The organism is Anoxybacillus sp. (assembly GCF_036834105.1).
Taxonomy (GTDB): Bacteria; Bacillota; Bacilli; order Bacillales; family Anoxybacillaceae; genus Anoxybacillus.
In genome coordinates, this window is the sequence record NZ_DAITON010000029.1 from 1 (window position 1) to 19822 (window position 19822).

The window sequence follows — 19822 nt, forward strand, 5'->3', positions numbered from 1 at the left end:
TAAAATATATTAAATCTGTGTTTGAATCAATTTGTGCTTTAACCGTTGAAGAAGATGGAGTCGAATTTGATGTAAATAGAATGACCGTTGAACGAATCAAAGAGGACGCTAATTATGAAGGAGTGCGTATTAAAGTCTCAGCATCGCTTGGTAAAATAAGAAAGCAATTGCAATTAGATATTGGGTTTGGTGACGTCGTCATCCCAAAACCAAAAGAGATGAAGTACCCTACTTTATTAAACATGAATCCCCCTGAAATCCAAGTTTACTCCACTTATTCAGTAATAGCTGAAAAGTTCGAAGCGATGATCTCACTATCTGTTATTAACAGTCGAATGAAGGATTTTTATGATGTTTTCACGCTTCTATCAACTGAAAATTTCGATGGGCGTATTTTATGGGAAGCAATATTTGAAACGTTTCAGAGACGTGGAACAAATTTAGAAAAAGACCGTCCTATGTTTTTATGTTCTTTTGCAGAAGATGAGCGTCGAAACAAACAGTGGAAGGCATTTTTGCAAAGAATGGGTATAAAAGAAGATCTACACTTCTCCTTCGTCATGAGGAAGATTCGAGATTTTCTTTTTCCTGTATATGACTCCATTTTGAAAGAGGAAGAATATTTTAAAAAGTGGAATAAAATTACTCTTGAATGGGAGTAATCAAGAAGAAAACCGTTCGAAAATCAAAAACCATTAGGGTAGTTTAAACGAACTAAAAGAACCTGACTTTTTTGTCAGGCTCTTTTTTACTCGGCAATCTTTTCGATTTTTTCTAAGTTTCCGTTACGATCCATTTTGAAAATAGGTGGTTTAAATTCATCCTCTGAAATTTCCATTTGTCTTGCACGGTTAATGATGCGTGCCATCGTTCCGTAATCTTCGCGTAATTCTTCATTTTCTTTTTGAAGTTTTGTAAATTGTTGTTCTAGTTGTTTATATTGTTGTTGTAGTTGTTCGAGCTCAATCTTCAGCTGTTTATTTTCCACTAGCGCGGTTTCTTGTCCGATATACGATTGTTTTAAAGAGTGTAAAAAAGCAATGACATGATCAAGCGTCAAATGATCTGTTTCGACATGTTCATATTCATTTGCTTGCACTTCTAACGGTTCCATTCCTAACTCTTCAAGCGAAGGAACAGGTGGTGTATAAAGCGGCCGTTTTCGCAATGCGTGTTTATTTCCAAGTGCTCGCTGCCGTTGTTTTCGGAACTTTTTCGCCATTTGTAACGATTCTTCATATTGTTGGCGGACGACCGCATTCCAGCGAAACCCGCATGCCGCTGACGTACGATTCAACTTATCGCCCACTTCTTCAAACGCATTTAATTGCGTGCTCCCTTCGCGCACATGGCGCAACACCGTTTCAGCTAGCAATAAATCTTCTTCTTCAGTCCAAGCATCTTGTCGTTTTTTTGTCATGAAAAAAACCCCTTTCGCATTCTTTTACTTTCATAATCACCAAAAAACGAGAAATATATACTATTTTTAAAAGGAAATAGATGCAGCTTGCATTGTTCGCGCATACGCGTTAGAATACTCGTTAGCGAAAAGGAGTGAGGACGGTATGCAAAATGAATTTCGCGTCTGTGACGACTGTCAAGCGACGAATTTAAAAACGTTGTTGCCAAGGCTAAAAAAATTAGATCCGAACGCAACAATCGAAATTGGCTGCCAGTCTTATTGCGGTCCAGGTCGAAAAAAAGTGTTTGCGTTCGTCAACAATCGACCTGTATCAGCGATGACGGAAGACGAGTTAATCGAAAAAATTGCTGCGAAGTTGAAAAAATAAGGTGGCGGTTACCGATCAAGGGGCATTCTATGCGAGAGGAATGCCTTTTTTGTTTGATTTTGGTATATGTCATTGAAGGAAGTCTTTGTTTTTTTCATAGAACGCTCTATAATAAAGCTATGTTATGAACGGAAGAGAGGGAGAAGGATTGTATCCCAACGAAAAATTGAGCGAAGAGAAAGTGTTCAAAGATCCGGTGCACCGGTATGTGCATGTGCGTGATAAAGTCATTTGGGATTTAATTGGTACAAAAGAATTTCAACGGTTGCGTCGCATTAAACAGCTCGGTACAACGTATTTGACGTTTCACGGTGCCGAACATAGTCGTTTTAACCATTCGCTTGGTGTATATGAAATCGTGCGTCGCATCGTTGACGATGTGTTCGCTGGTCGTGCGGATTGGGATGAAAACGAGCGGCTGCTTTGTTTATGTGCCGCGCTTTTGCACGATTTAGGACATGGACCGTTTTCGCATTCGTTTGAAAAAGTGTTTCATCTTGATCATGAACAATTTACACGAGCGATTATTTTAGGCGATACAGAAGTCAACGCGGTGCTTCGTCGTGTATCGTTAGACTTTCCGAAAAAGGTTGCAGAAGTCATTGCGAAGACGTATGAAAATAAGCTCGTTGTTAGTCTCATTTCAAGCCAAATTGATGCGGATCGCATGGACTATTTATTGCGCGATGCATATTATACAGGCGTCAGCTATGGGCATTTTGATATGGAACGCATTTTGCGCGTGATGCGTCCACGCGAGGAGCAAGTCGTCATTAAACGAAGCGGCATGCACGCAGTAGAAGATTACATTATGAGCCGGTACCAAATGTATTGGCAGGTGTATTTCCATCCCGTGACGCGCAGTGCAGAAGTGATTTTGACGAAAATTTTGCATCGTGCGAAACATTTATATTTGACAGGCTATACATTTCAAACACCTCCTGTTCATTTCCAATCTCTTTTTCATGGACACGTGCAACTAGAAGACTACTTAAAATTAGATGAGGCGGTTACATTATATTATTTTCAACAATGGCAAGATGAACGAGATGCGATTTTAAGCGATTTATGCCGTCGTTTTATGAATCGTAATTTATTTAAATACGTCGAATTTCAACCGACGAATGAAGAAATGAAAAAGTTGATGGAACTGACGACGTTGTTTAAAAAAGCGGGCATTGATCCGGATTATTATTTAGTCGTTGACTCCTCATCCGATCTTCCGTACGACTTTTATCGTCCGGGGGAAGAAGAAGAAAGGCTTCCCATTTATTTGTTAATGCCAAGCGGGGAGTTACGCGAATTGTCGCGGGAATCGACGATCGTTGATGCGATTTCAGGCAAACGTCGCACCGATCATAAATTATATTTTCCACAAGATTTTCTTGATGACTTATCGACAAAACGAAACGTGAAGAAAAAAATAAAACAACTTTTATATGAATAGGAGATGGGGACGTTGCTTTTCGAACATGCGAAAATGTTGAAAGCGTTAGCGGCAGTCGGGGAGATTGTTGGACGAAAAAAGCTGCAAAAAATGATTTACATTGCGAAAAAAATGAACTTTCCTTTTTACGAAAAATTTGATTTTCATTTTTACGGCCCGTATTCGGAAGAGTTGACATTGCGCATTGAAGAGTTATGTAACGTCGGGTTTGTGCAAGAAATGAGAGAGAAAAAAGGCGGATATTATCAATATCGTTATGCGTTGACGGAAGCGGGCAAGCAATTTTTAACGCATTACAATTTGGACATGCCTGATTTAGATGTTTGTTTGCGCAGTTTAAATGAACAAAGCGCGAGATTTTTAGAGCTTGTTTCTACTATTCTTTATTTTGAAGATTTAAGTAAAGATGAAGTGAAAGAAAAAGTATTTACATTAAAAAGCAAACAACGATACACGGAAGAAGAAATGGAAGAAGCGTATCGTTACATCGAACAGTTACGCACACAAGCGTACATAAAAAGCTGACAGCCCCCTGTCAGCTTTCGTCGCTTAATCGTTTTCCGCCAATGGCGTAATGATTTTTAGACATTTCTTCAATAAAAACGACGATTTTTTCTTTCGGTGCACCTGTCGTTTCCGCAACGGCTTCTGTTACTTTTTCGACGAGTGCTCGTTTTTGTTCTTCTGTGCGACCTTCAAGCATTTTTACTGTTACATATGGCATCGTGATCGCCCCTTTCTCCTTTATTCACAATCGTTATTATATCACGCATCGACCGTTGTCAGTAGTGCTTCCGCCTGTTTTTCGTGTATAATAATGAAAAAATGAAAAAAGTTTGAAAAGGAGAAGGAACGTGGACCAATTTTTAGCATATCCAATTCGAGAAATACCGTATGTCGTGTTGGCGCTTGCGATTGCATTTTCTGTTCATGAGTTTGCGCACGCATACGTGGCGTATAAATTTGGTGACCCGACGGCGAAACAACAAGGAAGACTAACGTTGTCGCCGCTTGCTCATTTAGACATATTAGGAACGTTGCTTATTTTCATTGCCGGATTTGGTTGGGCGCGTCCGGTACCTGTGAATCGCGGTTATTTTCGTCATCCGCGTCTAGCGGGCATTCTCGTTTCTGTTGCCGGTCCGCTCAGCAATTTGTTGCTTGCGGCTATCGGCTTCGCTTTATGGTATGCGATGATTCGCATCGGTGTATTTGATTTTATTCCGGTATGGTTTCGTGACGGATTGTATCAGTTTTTTGAAATTTATATCGGACTGAATATTTTATTGTTCGTTTTTAACTTATTGCCGTTTCCACCGCTTGATGGATATCGCATCGTCGAAGACTTGGCGCCGATGCATGTGCGTGCGAAAATGACGCAATTTGAAAATTACGGGGCACTCATCTTTTTAATTCTTATTTTTACGCCGTTAGATCGATATACGATTCAGCCGGTTTTTCATGTCGCCATTCCAGCTGTTGCCCAATGGCTACAAAGTATATTTTCAACGCTTATTTTATGATGAAAGGATGAACGATTGTGGAAGAGAAAAAAAAGCCGATGTTTAATATTATTAAAAAAGAGCCGAAAGTGCACGGAACGTTCGGCACAGGGGTACTCAGTCTCGCAAACGTTTCGCCGGTCATTATCGATGTCGAAGCTGGCGAGGCGTTCATTGATATGGGAGCGATGCATGCGCGCAGTGTCGTCGAAAAGGGAATTAAATTTACTCCGAATCGCGATGAAGTGCCAAACGGCAAGCCGTATTGGCTCGTATGGGTAACGGTCGATCAGGCGGAAGAAGGGGCGTATTATGCGGGGGTGACAGCATGCGAAATGACGGTTGATCGCGAAGTGCGCCGCGGGTATAAATCGCTTCCTGAGCACGTCAATCGCATGGACAAATCGTTAAAGCGCCATATTATTGTTGACCATATGGATGAGCGGTCAAAAGAAGTATTAGCTTCATTTTTACAAAAGCATAACCGCGACATGTGGGACCGTTCGAGCGAGGAGTTAAAACGACAGCTTCAAAATCATGGATAAAATGTGACGGTTTTGTGAACGAAAATAGGTCTATACTTGTCGTTGAGTGGGAAAAGGAGTAAACTAAAGGTACAAATGTAACACATGATAAAACTAGGACACATAAACGCCCAAGCATATGAGCTTGGGCGTTTATGTTTAAAACCAATCGAACAGTCGTTTAAACCACGAATCTTTTTCTTTTTGTTTCTTCTTCTTTTTCTTTTCAGCTGGATGGTCTTTGCAGTAGTCGGTTGGCTCGGTGCCGACGACATAATAGCTTAACCGTTTTATCGGACAAGCGGTTGTCGCAAGCTTCCCGCTATGAGGATCGACATATACACCAATGACCCCTTCCGGCGGTTCGGACGTCGCGACCTTTCTTCCACGTAAACTATCTTCCATGAAATTGACCCAAATATGTTTCGCATATTGTTTTTCATCGGTGCGATCAATCGTTTTGTCGCGGTCGTATCCTGTCCAAACGGTTGTGACGAGCTGCGGCGTATAACCGATCATCCAACTGTCTGTTTTCGTCGTCCCTGATTTGCCAGCATAAGGGCGAGTGATGCGCGGAATGATCGATTGCCCTGTCACAGAAGCATAGTCATTTAACGTTGGATCAAACATGCCGGTCATTAAGTGCGTCGTCACAAAAGCAAGCGCTGGATCGAGTATTTGTTCATCGCTTCGCCGTTGTTCGTATAGCACTTTTCCTTCGTAATTCGTCACTTTTTTTATAAATATCGGCTCGACTTTTTTTCCGCCGTTAGCGATAATGCTGTAGGCGCGCGCCATATCAATGACTTTAACGGGCGCTGTACCGAGCGCGAGCGACGGCACTTGTTTCAGTTTGCTTGTGATGCCAAGTTGTTTCGCGATGTCAACAAGCTTTTCTTGTCCGAGTAACAAATGTGTTTTTACAGCATAGACGTTATCGGAAAGAGCAATCGCTTGGGCAAGCGTAATCGTATCGTTCGCGTAGTAGTTGTTAAAGTTGCGCGGTGTATACGTCGAGCCGTCTTCTAGCGTAAACGTCGTCGCCTCGCTCCGCAATAGCGTCGATGGTGTAAACCCATGTTGGAGCGCCACATAGTATAAAAACGGTTTAAATGTTGAGCCGGGTTGACGTTCTGCCTGTGTCGCGCGATTAAACGGGCTTTTTTCATAGTCGCGCCCTCCGACAAGTGCTTTCACTTCGCCTGTTTTCGGCTCCATGGCGACAAGCGCCACTTGAATGTTTGACTGCGAATGAATCGTTTCTTTTATTTTTGCTTCTGCGATTGCTTGCATGTCGATATCGAGCGTTGTATACACACGCAATCCGCCCATTTCAATCGTTTCTTCATCGAGTCCAAGCACCGTTTTCAACATATGTTTGACTGCATCTTGAAAATATGGGGCAATCGTTTTTGTTTTCATTTGCTCGCCGTTTGAGAAATGAAGCGGCTCGTTCGCAGCTTGTTTAGCTTCTTTTTTTGATAAAACATTTGCCTCAACCATCGCTTGCAAAACGATGCGTTGGCGCTTTTTTGCTCGCTCCATATCGACAAGCGGGGAATAGTAGCTCGGTCCTTTCGGGATCCCAGCAAGCATCGCCGCTTCCGCCACCGTCAATTCACGGGCGGATTTTCCGAAATAAAAATTTGCGGCTGCCTCAATTCCATATACGCCATGTCCGTAGTAAATCGTGTTTAAATATCCTTCTAAAATGTCTTCTTTATCGTAGTTTGCTTCAAACTGGACGGTATATAGCGCTTCTTGTATTTTGCGCCACCACGTTTTTTCGTAGCTTAAAAATAAATTGCGCGCATATTGTTGCGTAATCGTACTTGCTCCTTGCACTTTCCCCATCGCTTTCATATTCGCAACGATCGCTCCGGCAATTCGCTTAAAGTCGAAACCGTAATGCTCGAAAAATTTTCGGTCTTCTATCGCAATCGTTGCATCAATGGCGTGTTGCGACATATCGGATAGATGAATCCAATATCTTTTTCCGCCGTAATGGTTTTCCCCAATTTTTGTGCCGTCTTCCGCATAAAAAATCGTTGATTGCGGAACGGCTAAAGGAGGAGGGCCTTTCCATTTGGCAAATATAATGAGACCTGCGATCGTAAGCGTGCATAATAAGCTGCCAATAAAAGCGAGCCAAAGAAATAGCCGCATATATTTAAACGTTCGTTTCCATCGTTCGATGGCAATCATCTCCATAGCCATCACCTCATTTTTTACGTTTAAAATTAGTATGAAAACATTTTTATTTTTTTAAACGTTTTCTAGCAATTTTTACTTGAAATTTTGCTAGATTGCTCTATACTTTTTCATGTTTAGCATTTTATTTTTTGGGCATGATAAGCGGTGCATTATTGACGAAAGGGTGTTCAATATGGAACTTTGGTTTACTGAAAAACAGACGGACAACTTTGGGATTACAGCACGAATTAAACGCACTTTACATACAGAGCAAACGGAATTCCAAAAGCTCGATATGGTTGAAACAGAACAATTCGGCAACATGCTTATTTTAGACGGAATGGTGATGACAACGCAAAAAGATGAGTTCGTCTATCATGAAATGGTTGCGCACGTTCCGCTATTTACGCATCCGAATCCAGAAAACGTTCTTGTCGTTGGCGGTGGAGACGGCGGCGTCATTCGCGAAGTGTTAAAGCATCCAAGCGTGAAAAAAGCGACGCTTGTTGAAATTGACGGAAAAGTCATCGAGTATTCGAAAAAATATTTGCCAGAAATCGCTGGTCAATTAGACGATCCCCGTGTTGAAGTGAAAGTGGACGACGGCTTTATGCACATTGCGCAAAGCGAAAACGAATACGACGTCATTATGGTTGACTCGACAGAGCCAGTCGGTCCAGCGGTCAATCTATTTACAAAAGGGTTTTATGCAGGCATTGCGAAAGCGTTAAAAGACGACGGCATTTTTGTTGCGCAAACAGACAATCCGTGGTTTAAAGCGGATTTAATTCGCACTGTTCAACGCGATGTGCGCGAAATTTTCCCGATTACACGTCTATATATCGCGAACATTCCAACGTATCCGAGCGGCATGTGGACGTTTACACTCGGTTCGAAAAAATATGATCCGCTTGAAGTAAGCGAAGAGCGCTTCCACGACATTGAAACGAAATACTATACAAAACAGCTTCATAAAGCGTGCTTCGTATTGCCGAAATTTGTTGAAGACTTAGTGAAGTAAGGGGAGAAAACGATGCGATTTGATGAAGCGTATTCTGGCAACGTATTTATTAAAAGCCATCCAAATTTTGAAGAAAGCCAAGCGGTTATTTATGGGATGCCAATGGACTGGACAGTTAGCTATCGCCCAGGCTCTCGCTTCGGTCCGGCGCGCATTCGTGAAGTGTCGATCGGGCTTGAGGAATACAGCCCGTATTTAGACCGTGAGCTCGATGAAGTGAAATATTTTGATGCGGGTGACATTCCTTTACCGTTCGGTAACGCGCAACGCAGTTTAGATATGATTGAACAGTTTGTCGATCGCATATTGGAAGCGGGAAAGTTTCCGCTCGGTCTTGGCGGAGAGCATTTAGTGTCTTGGCCGGTGATGAAGGCGGTATATAAAAAGTATCCCGATTTAGCGATTATTCATATGGATGCCCATACGGATTTGCGCGAGCATTATGAAGGCGAGCCGTTGTCGCATTCTACGCCAATTCGTAAAATTGCGGAACTCATTGGGCCGAAAAACGTATATTCTTTCGGTATTCGTTCAGGAATGAAAGAAGAATTTGAGTGGGCGAAACAAAACGAGATGTATATTGCGAAATTTGACGTGCTTGAACCGTTAAAAGAAGTGCTTCCAACGCTTGCAGGTCGTCCGGTATATGTTACGATCGACATTGACGTATTAGATCCAGCGCATGCGCCGGGAACAGGAACAGTCGATGCTGGCGGCATTACGTCAAAAGAACTATTAGCTGCGATTCACGCGATCGCTCGTTCCGATGTGCGCGTTGTCGGAGCAGATTTAGTCGAAGTGGCGCCGGTATATGACCACTCTGAACAAACAGCCAACACAGCAAGCAAGCTTGTACGCGAAATGCTTCTCGGTTGGGTGAAATAAAGACGAAAATCCCTGTCTGCGCGACAGGGATTTTTTGAAGAAAATGAATGAATAATCTTTTGTATATATGATCCATACTTTTTTATGTTTATACAGTTTTGTTCATTATTCATGATGATGAATAATGAAGCTAATGATAGAACTTTTTTTAACGTCGTTATTCATTTTTATATACTTTTCTACATAAAAAACAAGTATATGGTATAAAAAGTAACCGATCCAGATCCCCAACGTATTCATCAAAATGTCATTAATATCTATAATCCGCTCGGAATATGATGTTAAAAAAAATTGGAGTAATTGCCCGCCTTCAATGATAATCGGAACAAAAATGCTCCAAAAGATCATTTTTTTACTACTTATTTTTCTTATGAGAGGAAATATAAATCCAAAAGGAATGGTCATAAAAATATTTAATATATAGTTGATAAAAGTGCGATTCAAATTAATCAGAGGGACGATATTTATTACTTCATCCATGTTTTGCTTAAAGGGAACATGAGTAAATAAAGTGATAGGGAATTGTGTATATCTAATCAGTAAACATATATACAGATAGAAAGATGATAAAAAAAAGAAACGTATAGGCTCTTTGCTGAATCTCAACCATATGAGCGATACACCTACAATAAAAACCATAACAAAAATAGGACCTTCGAAATATATTCTCATTGAGTATCACCTTGCAAGAAATATTTTTTAATAAAAAGTTTAAAAAGTTTCTATGGTGTAGATAATGTACCGCTGCCGACTATTTTCCATCCATTATTGCTTTTTACTATAACTAAATAGTATCTCGAAGAATCAGAATCTAATTTTGATGGGAAAGATTCTTTTATTTCTGCCACATTATTTTTATCATTATTTTTTGATACATAATGATTCACACACCCATAGCTAGTATCAAACCCTGTTTTTTCTCTGTAAAGGCAATAAGTTACTGTTTCTCCTGGTGGGGTAACGCCGTCAGCCCAGTTTTCCTTGCTGCCATTGTAAAAAGCGTGACCATCTATTGTAGCCGTCCCTTTCCTTAAACTGTGGTATATTCCGTTAGCTTTTCCATCAACTATATAAACAGCACTATACGAATAAGAAGAGGATATCGCCGATACAATTACAGGGGTTAATGTCGCAATCGATATGATAAGCACAACAGATATTGTGCAAATTCTTGCTCTCATCATTATGACCTCCTAAGTTTTCATCATTTTCCTTTATTATAAAGTTTTTTTCTATACATGTATATCCGTATATTCCACAATTTTTTATTTTTAAATTAATATGGTTCATCACCAAAAGATGTACTTGACAAGTGATACGCTTCCCTAAACAAGAATGTGCAAAAATCATTGATTTGCTGATTGTTTCTCACAAGCTTCGGTAGAGCGTATTACAAAAAATCAAGTACAACTTTTGGTGGAGAGTCATTAATATAAAATTTTGTTTTTTAATTCTAAATTGCACATTACTGCCTGAGCTACTGTGTGCATTCAACTTTTTTCTAGGTTGAAAAATTTTAATTAATTTGTTTAAAAATATTAAAAATTTTAATGAAAAGCATTCAAAAGTATAGTTATTTTTGTTATTATAAGTAGGAGGTGATGAGATGAAAGCGAAAGAAGTATTAGAGTTGTTGCAAATATCAAGACCAACGCTCACTAAATATGTAAAAGAAGGAATCATAAAAGTCCATGTCTTGCCTAACGGAAGATATGATTATGACAAAGAAAGTGTATATCAATTGTTTAATAAAGGCGTGGAAAGAAAAACATATATCTACGCCAGAGTTTCTACACCAAAACAGAAAGCCGATTTAGAAAATCAAATTCAGATGCTAAAACAATTTTGTTTTGCGAATGGCTATTCTGTATCCAAAGTTTTTTCAGATATTGCAAGTGGCATCAGTTTTGAAAAGAGAAAAGACTTTTTTCGTATGCTTGATGATGTGTTGGCTGGAAAAGTTGAAAGAGTTGTCATTAGTTACAAAGATCGGTTGAGTAGAGTGGGTTTTGAATTATTTCACCATTTGTTTAAAAAATACCATTGTGAAATTGTTGTGATGAGCGAAGTGGGTTCTGAAAAATTAGACAGCGAGGAAATATTTGAAGAAATCATCAGCCTGTTGCATTGTTATTCCATGAAGATGTACAGCAAAAGAAAAGGCGAGAAGATCAAGCAAATATTAAGCGAAGGAGAACTTCCGTCATGATGGCGAATCGAGTGGAAAGGCATATGATTTGCGCCACTCATCCGTATTATCCGATGATCGACGAGTATTGTTTTCGGTCAAAAAACTTGTACAACTTCGCCAACTATCAAGTGAGGCAAACGTTTTTTCAACACGGCACGTATCTTTCTTACAACAAGCTAGACAAGCTGCTGAAAACAGAAGGGATGGATACAGACTATCGAGCGATGCCAATGGCTCAATGTGCCCAACAAACGTTAAGAATGTTGCATCAAAATTGGCAATCATTTTTTAAGTCGATGAAAGATTGGACAAAAAACAAAGACAAATATACAGGCAGACCGAAACCGCCCAAATATCTCAAAAAAGACGGACGATATGTACTTGTGCTAACGAATCAATCATGCAAAGTCGTCGATGATCATATAATATTTCCTATCTGTTTTCAAGGGTTTCGGTTAAAGACAAACATGAAAGGGAAGCTACAACAAGTCCGATTCATTCCGAAACACCGCCATATCATCGTCGAAGTCGTTTACAAAATTCCTATCCCAGCGCAAAAACAAGATCACAACAGATATATCAGTATTGATTTAGGTTTAGATAACTTCGCAACCATTGTGAACAATGTGGGGAAACAACCGATCGTGATCAATGGTAAAGGTCTAAAATCCGTCAATCAATACTACAACAAACAGATGAGCCACTACCGCAAAGTAGCGAAACAGATGAATGGACTCGATTGGACAAAACGAATGAGCAAAATGACAGAAAAACGAAACCGCATCGTAGAAAACTTTATGCACCAAGCGAGTGCCTTTGTCATCAAACATGCGCTGGCTTTAGACTGCGATACGATTGTGGTGGGGATGAATAAAGATTGGAAGCGTGAAGTCCATCTCGGAAAGCGCACAAATCAAGCGTTCGTTCACATTCCGTATCAAACGTTTCTTCATCAGTTGCAGTACAAAGCGGTACAGCATGGCATTCGTGTCATCGTGACAGAAGAAAGCTATACATCGAAATGCAGTTTTTTAGACATGGAAGAAATGAAGAAACAAAAGGAATACAAAGGAACGCGCATCAAGCGTGGGCTGTTTCAATCTGAAAACGGAACGCTCATCCACGCAGATGTCAATGGGGCATACAACATCATGAGAAAAGTATTCCCAAAGGCGTTTGCCAATGGGATAGTGGGTGTGGGGTTACACCCGATCCGAGTACATGTCGCTTAAACGACGTGGACGGATAAACAATTTTGTTAAAATCTTTCCCATGATTTTATGATTTTAATAAAATTGATAACCTACTTAACTACAGTCACAACAACAGCGAGGGTGTGGGGAAGGTGAACGGAATACCGATACAACTAAAGCAAGTGACAGAAATTCGTGATGGCGTGCGAAAAGAAATTGTTGTCATCGAGGCAAATGGTTTATACTACTTAAAAGGAGATGCGACGTATGTGACGTTTGAAGAGACGCATGAAGGAGAAACGATTAAAAACGTCGTAAAAATCGCCAATGATGAAGTTGTCGTGCTTCGCTCTGGTGCCATTTCGATGCGCCATACGTTTCGTAAACAGTCGGAAACGATCGGCACGTACGAAAGCCCAGTGGCGCGCTGGGAAATGAAAACAAAAACAGAACAAGTGCTGTATCAGTATAACGAGAAAACGAAAAAAGGGCAGTTGTTTTTTTCTTACATACTTCACTTATCAGGGAAACATGTTGGTCGTCATGCGGTGACGATTTCGTTTAAGGAGGCAAAGCGATGAATATTGTTGAACAAATGAAACAAAAGTTAAAAGAAGAAATAAAAGAAGCGGTCATTCGTTCAGGGGTCGCGACAGAAGCAGACGTGCCAAGCGTCATTTTAGAGACACCGAAAGATAAAGCGCACGGTGATTATTCAACAAATGTCGCCATGCAGTTAGCGCGCGTGGCGAAAAAGGCGCCGCGTATGATTGCGGAAGACATCGTTCGTCATTTTAACGGTGAAGCTGTGTTCGTGAAAAAAGTAGACATTGCTGGACCAGGATTTATTAATTTTTACATGGACAATCGTTATTTAACAGAGCTCGTTCCCGCCATTTTACAAGCAGGGGACGCATACGGTGAAACAAACGTCGGTCAAGGTCAAAAAGTGCAAGTTGAGTTTGTTTCAGCAAACCCAACAGGTAGTTTACATTTAGGACATGCTCGTGGAGCAGCGGTTGGCGATTCATTATGCAACATTTTGAAAAAAGCAGGCTTTGATGTTACGCGTGAATATTACATTAACGATGCCGGCAATCAAATTGCCAACTTAGCGAAATCGGTAGAAGCACGTTATTTTCAAGCGCTCGGAATCGAGAAAGATATGCCGGAAGATGGATATTTCGGTGAAGATATTATTGAATTAGGGAAAAAGCTAGCGGAAGAACATGGCGACAAATTTGTCACGCTTGATGAACAAGAACGGCTTCAGCTGTTCCGTGAGTACGGATTAGCGTTTGAAATGGATAAAATTAAAAAAGATTTAGCAGACTTCCGCGTCACATTTGACGTTTGGTATTCGGAGACGTCGCTTTATAATAACGGAAAAATCGATAAAGCGCTTGAAACGTTACGTGAAAAAGGTCATATTTATGAACAAGATGGCGCGACATGGTTCCGCTCGACGACATTCGGCGACGACAAAGACCGTGTGCTCATTAAGCAAGATGGAACGTACACATATTTATTACCAGATATCGCATACCATCAAGATAAACTTGAGCGCGGCTTTGAAAAAATTATTAACATTTGGGGAGCGGATCATCACGGTTATATTCCGCGCATGAAGGCGGCGATCGCTGCGCTCGGGTACGATCCGGATGTATTAGAAGTTGAAATTATTCAGCTCGTCAGTTTATATCAAAACGGTGAAAAAGTGCGCATGAGCAAGCGGACAGGAAAGGCGGTGACGTTGCGTGACTTAATGGAAGAAGTCGGATTAGACGCAACGCGCTATTTCTTCGCGATGCGCTCATCGGATACGCATTTAGATTTCGATATGGATTTAGCCGTATCGCAATCGAACGAAAACCCTGTGTATTATGCGCAATATGCTCATGCACGCGTATGCAGCATGCTGCGTCAAGGCGAGGAACAAGGATGGCGTTATGACGGTGATTTGTCATTCACATACGAATTAGCGGAAAAAGAAATTGACTTATTGAAAAAGCTAGGGGAATTTCCTTCCGCTGTGGCAGAGGCAGCTGTGAAACGTTCACCACATCGCATGACGAACTACATTTTTGATCTCGCATCGGCACTTCATAGTTTTTACAATGCAGAAAAAGTGCTTGATGCAGCGAACGTTGAAAAAAGCCGCGCCCGCCTAGCGCTCATGAAAGCGGTGCAAATTACATTAAAAAATGCTTTAGCGCTCGTTGGAGTACATGCGCCAGAAAAAATGTAATACGAAAGCCCTTCTCGGTCGAGAAGGGCTTTTTATAGTAATGGAGACAACATCGTTGCAACGGCTTCTTTGAAGCGATGAAGCCACGATTGCTTACGGAAATATTCCGCTGTCAACAATGTAGATGTGTCGATATCGCGAGCGATCGTTTGTTTCACATGTTGAATAAACGGTTTGTCATATATATAACAATTCATCTCGTAATTGATAAACAAACTGCGGCGATCGAAATTTGCGGTGCCGATATCACATATGTCATCATCAATGACGATCACTTTTGCATGGTAAAACCCGTTATAAAACTGATAAATATGAGCGCCTGCATGAAGAAGCTGACGAAAATAAGGGAATGAAGCTTCTTTCACAAACGGATGATCCGCTTGGATCGGTGCGATAACCGTTAGTTGCACCCCACGCTTTATCGCTTCCAAAAGAGCATTCATCATTTTTTTACTCGGGATAAAGTACGGAGTACCGATGACGATCTCCCGTTTGGCGTGCTTGATGAGCTCAATAAACTCCTCTTCCAAATACGCCCCGTTTGTCGGAAGAAATCGATGTTTTACCGCTCCTTTTTGAAGAGATGGGAAATATCGTTCATCATCTCCAAACGATGGCCCCGTTGCTTCTTTCCAATCTTCTGCGAACTGCCGTTGTAAATCAGCCACCCCTTCCCCCGTTATTTTTAAATGACAGTCGCGCCAATGGCCAAACTTCGGATCTTGACCGATATATTCTTTTCCGACGTTAAACCCGCCTAAATAGCCGATTTTTCCGTCAATGACAGTAATTTTGCGATGATTTCGCTCGTTTAGCTTATAGAAAAAAAACGGCAATGTCGGACGGTTCGCAAAGGCGAATTGCCCGCTTTTTTGTCGAAGGGAAGACGGTAGTCCGAAACTTCCGACCCAATCGACGAGCAGACGCACTTCTACCCCTTCATTTACCTTTTGTTCAAGTAAAGAAAAAAAGCGTTGTCCCATTTCATCATCGCGCACGATATAAAATAAAATGTGAATATGATGTTTTGCTCGTTCTAACTCTGCAAAGTAATCATCGAACAGCGTTTCACCCGTCGTAAATAGCGTGATATCGCTTTGTCGTTCGATGCCGATTTTTTTCCGTGCGGCATTTTTTGCAACTTTGTCTCCCCATTTATAATCAAGTAAAAGAAGAAACAATAAAATGATAACAATGACGAGCCAGCGCAATGTCTTCACTCCTTTCGTTGTCGTAGTTTCCCCAAAAAGAAAATAAAAAATAAGAAAAAATATTGACTGAATGCTCATTCATTATATAATGAAAGTAAGTTTGTTCAGAAAATTTATTTTATTTTCACAACAAAGGGGGAAGAGTATCGTGCTTTGGTTGAACTGGATCGCTTTTTTACTTGTGACAGCGTACGCCGTTCATTTATTCGTGTATCTCGTCAAAACGCGCATCGCCTATATTAAGCTAGGGAAAAAAGTGGAGTTTGATGGGAAAGTAAAAGAGCGTCTGCAAAACATATGGGTGAACGTCTTTGGGCAAAAAAAGCTGTTAAAAGACAGAAAAAGCGGCATTATTCACGTCATGTTCTTTTACGGCTTTATTCTCGTACAGTTTGGTGCCATTGATTTCATCATTAAAGGGCTTATCCCAGGGGCGCACTTGCCGCTCGGACCGCTGTATCCAGCGTTTACGTTTTTCCAAGAAATTGTGACATTACTTATTTTAGTGGCTGTTTTATGGGCGTTTTATCGTCGCTACATTGAAAAGCTTGTCCGTTTAAAGCGCGATTTGAAAGCAGGGCTTGTGCTCATTTTTATCGGTGGACTTATGCTTTCCGTGTTGTTCGGTAACGGCATGGGCCGCATTTGGCATAGCGAAGGGACGTCGTGGAGCGAGCCTGTCGCTTCAGCCATTGCCCTCGCGTTTGGCTGGGTAGGGGAAACAGGTGCGGCGGTATTGTTTTTTGTCGCTTGGTGGGTGCACTTGCTTATTTTATTAACGTTTTTAGTGTACGTGCCACAATCGAAACATGCGCATTTAATCGCTGGGCCAGTTAATGTCTTTTTCAGCCGATTAACGCGGCCAAAACTTGAAAAAATCAACTTTGAAGACGAAACACAAGAATCGTTTGGCGTTGGTAAAATCGAAGACTTTAAGCAAACCCAACTGATCGATTTATATGCCTGTGTGGAATGCGGGCGCTGTACAAACATGTGCCCTGCAACAGGAACAGGAAAAATGTTATCGCCGATGGACCTCATTTTAAAATTGCGCGACCATTTAACAGAAAAAGGGGCAGCGATTACATCGAAAGCTCCTTGGGTGCCAACGTTTGCGTTTGCTAACACGAAAGGGAACCAGCTCGCTTTCATGGCGCAAGGAATGCAAGAACAAGCGGCAACGATCGAACTGCCAAACTTAATTGGCGATGTCATTACCGAGGAAGAAATTTGGGCATGTACGACGTGCCGCAACTGTGAAGATCAATGTCCGGTCATGAATGAACACGTCGATAAAATTATTGATTTGCGCCGCTATCTCGTACTAACAGAAGGAAAGTTAAATCCAGATGCGCAACGGGCGATGACGAATATTGAACGCCAAGGAAATCCGTGGGGACTAAACCGAAAAGAAAAAGAAAACTGGCGCGAATTGCGTGAAGATGTACGCATTCCGACAGTAAAAGAAATGCAAAAAGCAGGGGAAGAATTCGAATATTTATTCTGGGTTGGTTCGATGGGATCGTTTGATAATCGAAGCCAAAAAATTGCGCTAGCTTTTGCGCGCTTACTAAACGAGGCAGGGGTGAAATTTGCGATTTTAGGCAATAAGGAGAAAAACTCTGGCGATACGCCACGCCGTTTAGGAAATGAATTTTTATTCCAAGAATTAGCGACAGCGAATATTTCAGAGTTTGAAAAAGCAGGTGTGAAAAAAATTGTGACGATTGACCCTCATGCGTATAACACATTTAAAAATGAATACCCGGATTTCGGATTTGAAGCGGAAGTATATCACCATACGGAGCTATTAGCGAAGCTCGTTGCCGAAGGTCGTCTCGTTCCGAAATATGAAGTAAACGAGGTCGTTACATTCCACGACTCGTGTTATTTAGGTAGATACAACGACGTATACGATGCGCCGCGTCAAATATTGAAAGCGATTCCGGGAGTAAAACTCGTCGAAATGGCACGTCATCGCGAGATCGGTATGTGTTGTGGTGCAGGCGGTGGATTAATGTGGATGGAAGAAACGACAGGCACGCGCATTAACGTGGCGCGGACAGAACAAGCGCTTGAGGTGAATCCGACAGTTATTAGCTCCGGCTGTCCGTACTGTTTAACGATGCTTTCGGATGGAACGAAAGCGAAAGAGGTCGAAGAAAAAGTAGGTACGTATGATGTAGCTGAACTGTTAGAAAAAGCTGTATTTGGCCCGGTTCATTAAAAATTCTAAAAAAAATAAATAGTTTTATTTTTAAGATATTTTAAGTATAATGAAAGCAATAGGAAGGTGTACGGTTGCGTGCGCCTTCTTTGCCCGTCCATAATTGAACGAGCGTTCGCTCAACATTTTTGAAAGGGCTTTCTTATTACGAAAAGGGGGAGAAACATGGGGAAAACGGTCATTGTTAGCGGGGTACGCACGCCATTCGGAAAGTTTGGTGGAAGTTTAAGCTCATTTAGCGCAGCGCAGCTCGGTGGAAAGGCGATCAAGGAGGCGTTAGTGCGCGCAAACGTTCGTGCAGAAGATGTCGATGAAGTCATTTTCGGCACGGTATTGCAAGGTGGACAAGGGCAGCTCCCATCGCGACAAGTCGCAAGAGAGGCAGGCATTCCGTGGGAGACGAAAACGGAGACGATCAACAAAGTGTGCGCCTCAGGGATGCGTAGCGTCACGCTCGGCGATCAAATTATTCGCGCAGGTGATGCCGATGTGATCGTGGCTGGGGGAATGGAATCGATGAGCAATGCGCCGTATATGTTGCCGAAAGCGCGCTGGGGATTGCGCATGGGAGATTCAACGGTAAAAGATATGATGGTATATGACGGATTGACATGCAGCTTTACAGGCGTGCATATGGGGATTTACGGAAGCGAAACAGCAAAAGAGTTAGGCATTACGCGCGAGGAGCAAGATCGTTGGGCGTATCGAAGCCATCAATTAGCGATTGCGGCGATCGAAAGCGGCAAATTGGCAGAAGAAATTGTCCCTGTCACCGTTCCACAACGAAAAGGAGAACCGATCACGGTAGCGGTTGATGAATCACCACGAAAGGATACATCGCTTGAAAAATTAGCGCAACTTGCACCAGTTTTTGATCCGACGGGAACGATTACCGCAGGCAATGCACCAGGGGTCAATGATGGGGCTGCCGCGCTCGTCTTAATGAGCGAAGAACGGGCGCAAAAGGAAGGTCTCACTCCGCTTGCGACGATTGTCGCACATGCGGCGATTGCGGTCGAGGCAAAAGATTTCCCAAAAACGCCAGGCATCGTCATCAATGAATTGTTGCGCAAAACAGGAAAAACAGTAAACGACATTGATTTATTTGAAATTAACGAAGCGTTTGCTTCCGTCGCTTTAGCGAGCATGAAAATTGCTGACTTGCCTGAAGAAAAAGTAAACGTCAATGGCGGCGCGATCGCGCTTGGGCACCCGATCGGAGCAAGTGGGGCGCGCATCATTATTACGCTTATTCACGAATTAAAACGTCGCGGAGGCGGCACTGGCATCGCAGCGATTTGCAGCGGTGGCGGTCAAGGCGATGCGATCATGATTGAAGTTTATTAACGGGGGATGGGGCGATGAAAAAAGTAATGGTTGTTGGCGCTGG

Annotated in this window: 20 protein-coding genes; 14 read left to right on the forward strand and 6 right to left on the reverse strand. The window is 41.9% G+C overall.

Translation table 11 applies throughout. The annotated features are described in order from the left end of the window. Positions 1-662, forward strand: a 662-nt coding sequence (locus V7Z64_RS04845; protein WP_297989158.1) for a nucleotidyl transferase AbiEii/AbiGii toxin family protein, incomplete at its 5' end; no start/stop codon positions are given. A gap of 86 nt (positions 663-748) precedes the next feature. Here V7Z64_RS04845 and V7Z64_RS04850 read toward each other — a convergent pair. Next, positions 749-1420 (reverse strand): RsfA family transcriptional regulator, encoded by a 672-nt coding sequence (locus V7Z64_RS04850; protein ID WP_019416444.1) that lies wholly within the window; start codon positions 1418-1420, stop codon positions 749-751. 145 nt (positions 1421-1565) lie between these two features. Between V7Z64_RS04850 and V7Z64_RS04855 the strand changes: the two genes are divergently transcribed. The 3 genes from V7Z64_RS04855 (at position 1566) to V7Z64_RS04865 (ending at position 3762) form a co-directional block, all read left to right on the forward strand. Next, positions 1566-1790, forward strand: a complete 225-nt coding sequence (locus tag V7Z64_RS04855) for a DUF1450 domain-containing protein (RefSeq protein ID WP_003397078.1) — start codon at positions 1566-1568, stop codon at positions 1788-1790. 124 nt (positions 1791-1914) lie between these two features. Continuing rightward, the gene (locus tag V7Z64_RS04860; protein WP_019416442.1) at positions 1915-3237 is read left to right on the forward strand and encodes an HD domain-containing protein; all 1323 of its coding nucleotides are present in this window, start codon (positions 1915-1917) and stop codon (positions 3235-3237) included. A 12-nt stretch (positions 3238-3249) separates the two neighbouring features. Then, positions 3250-3762, forward strand: a complete 513-nt coding sequence (locus V7Z64_RS04865; RefSeq protein WP_009361001.1) for a YwgA family protein — start codon at positions 3250-3252, stop codon at positions 3760-3762. 10 nt (positions 3763-3772) lie between these two features. Here the strand turns inward: V7Z64_RS04865 and V7Z64_RS04870 are convergent, their stop codons facing one another. Beyond that, complete coding sequence (locus tag V7Z64_RS04870; RefSeq protein WP_003397075.1) at positions 3773-3961, reverse strand: 2-hydroxymuconate tautomerase; 189 nt, start codon at positions 3959-3961, stop codon at positions 3773-3775. 130 nt (positions 3962-4091) lie between these two features. Here V7Z64_RS04870 and V7Z64_RS04875 point away from each other — a divergent pair, with 130 nt between their 5' ends. After that, positions 4092-4760 carry a site-2 protease family protein gene (locus tag V7Z64_RS04875; RefSeq protein ID WP_026011434.1) on the forward strand — a complete coding sequence of 223 codons (669 nt, stop codon included), beginning with the start codon at positions 4092-4094 and terminating at the stop codon, positions 4758-4760. Positions 4761-4777: 17 nt separating this feature from the next. After that, positions 4778-5284, forward strand: coding sequence for a YwhD family protein (locus tag V7Z64_RS04880; protein WP_019416439.1), 507 nt, complete (start codon positions 4778-4780; stop codon positions 5282-5284). Between the two features lie 138 nt (positions 5285-5422). Here V7Z64_RS04880 and V7Z64_RS04885 read toward each other — a convergent pair whose 3' ends face one another. After that, positions 5423-7474, reverse strand: a complete 2052-nt coding sequence (locus tag V7Z64_RS04885; protein WP_297989178.1) for a transglycosylase domain-containing protein — start codon at positions 7472-7474, stop codon at positions 5423-5425. Positions 7475-7649: 175 nt separating this feature from the next. Between V7Z64_RS04885 and speE the strand changes: the two genes are divergently transcribed. Together speE and speB are read left to right on the forward strand one after the other, a co-directional pair. Further along, on the forward strand, positions 7650-8477 hold the full coding sequence (speE, locus tag V7Z64_RS04890; protein WP_297989181.1) for a polyamine aminopropyltransferase: 828 nt from the start codon (positions 7650-7652) through the stop codon (positions 8475-8477). 12 nt (positions 8478-8489) lie between these two features. After that, positions 8490-9362 (forward strand): agmatinase, encoded by an 873-nt coding sequence (speB, locus tag V7Z64_RS04895; RefSeq protein WP_019416437.1) that lies wholly within the window; start codon positions 8490-8492, stop codon positions 9360-9362. A gap of 105 nt (positions 9363-9467) precedes the next feature. Here speB and V7Z64_RS04900 read toward each other — a convergent pair whose 3' ends face one another. Then, positions 9468-10034 (reverse strand): VanZ family protein, encoded by a 567-nt coding sequence (locus V7Z64_RS04900; RefSeq protein WP_019416436.1) that lies wholly within the window; start codon positions 10032-10034, stop codon positions 9468-9470. Positions 10035-10084: 50 nt separating this feature from the next. Further along, a complete protein-coding gene (locus V7Z64_RS04905; RefSeq protein ID WP_238148428.1) occupies positions 10085-10546 on the reverse strand; it encodes a hypothetical protein in 462 nt (153 codons plus the stop codon). Between the two features lie 422 nt (positions 10547-10968). Here V7Z64_RS04905 and V7Z64_RS04910 point away from each other — a divergent pair, with 422 nt between their 5' ends. From V7Z64_RS04910 to argS, 4 genes are all read left to right on the forward strand, one after another. After that, on the forward strand, positions 10969-11571 hold the full coding sequence (locus tag V7Z64_RS04910; protein WP_009362398.1) for an IS607 family transposase: 603 nt from the start codon (positions 10969-10971) through the stop codon (positions 11569-11571). Next, positions 11568-12785 (forward strand): RNA-guided endonuclease InsQ/TnpB family protein, encoded by a 1218-nt coding sequence (locus V7Z64_RS04915; protein WP_116052123.1) that lies wholly within the window; start codon positions 11568-11570, stop codon positions 12783-12785. Before V7Z64_RS04910 ends, V7Z64_RS04915 begins: the two co-directional genes overlap by 4 nt. 104 nt (positions 12786-12889) lie before the next feature. Then, positions 12890-13327, forward strand: a complete 438-nt coding sequence (locus V7Z64_RS04920; protein WP_012576220.1) for a DUF1934 domain-containing protein — start codon at positions 12890-12892, stop codon at positions 13325-13327. Continuing rightward, positions 13324-14994 (forward strand): arginine--tRNA ligase, encoded by a 1671-nt coding sequence (argS, locus tag V7Z64_RS04925; protein WP_136260471.1) that lies wholly within the window; start codon positions 13324-13326, stop codon positions 14992-14994. Before V7Z64_RS04920 ends, argS begins: the two co-directional genes overlap by 4 nt. A gap of 32 nt (positions 14995-15026) precedes the next feature. Here argS and cls read toward each other — a convergent pair whose 3' ends face one another. After that, on the reverse strand, positions 15027-16205 hold the full coding sequence (gene cls, locus V7Z64_RS04930) for a cardiolipin synthase (protein WP_026011874.1): 1179 nt from the start codon (positions 16203-16205) through the stop codon (positions 15027-15029). Between the two features lie 88 nt (positions 16206-16293). On the opposite strand from cls, the gene V7Z64_RS04935 reads away from it, so the two are divergent. Next, complete coding sequence (locus V7Z64_RS04935) at positions 16294-18432, forward strand: (Fe-S)-binding protein (protein WP_297991325.1); 2139 nt, start codon at positions 16294-16296, stop codon at positions 18430-18432. A 165-nt stretch (positions 18433-18597) separates the two neighbouring features. Further along, positions 18598-19779, forward strand: a complete 1182-nt coding sequence (locus V7Z64_RS04940; RefSeq protein ID WP_297991289.1) for an acetyl-CoA C-acetyltransferase — start codon at positions 18598-18600, stop codon at positions 19777-19779. Positions 19780-19822: the final 43 nt, after the last annotated feature.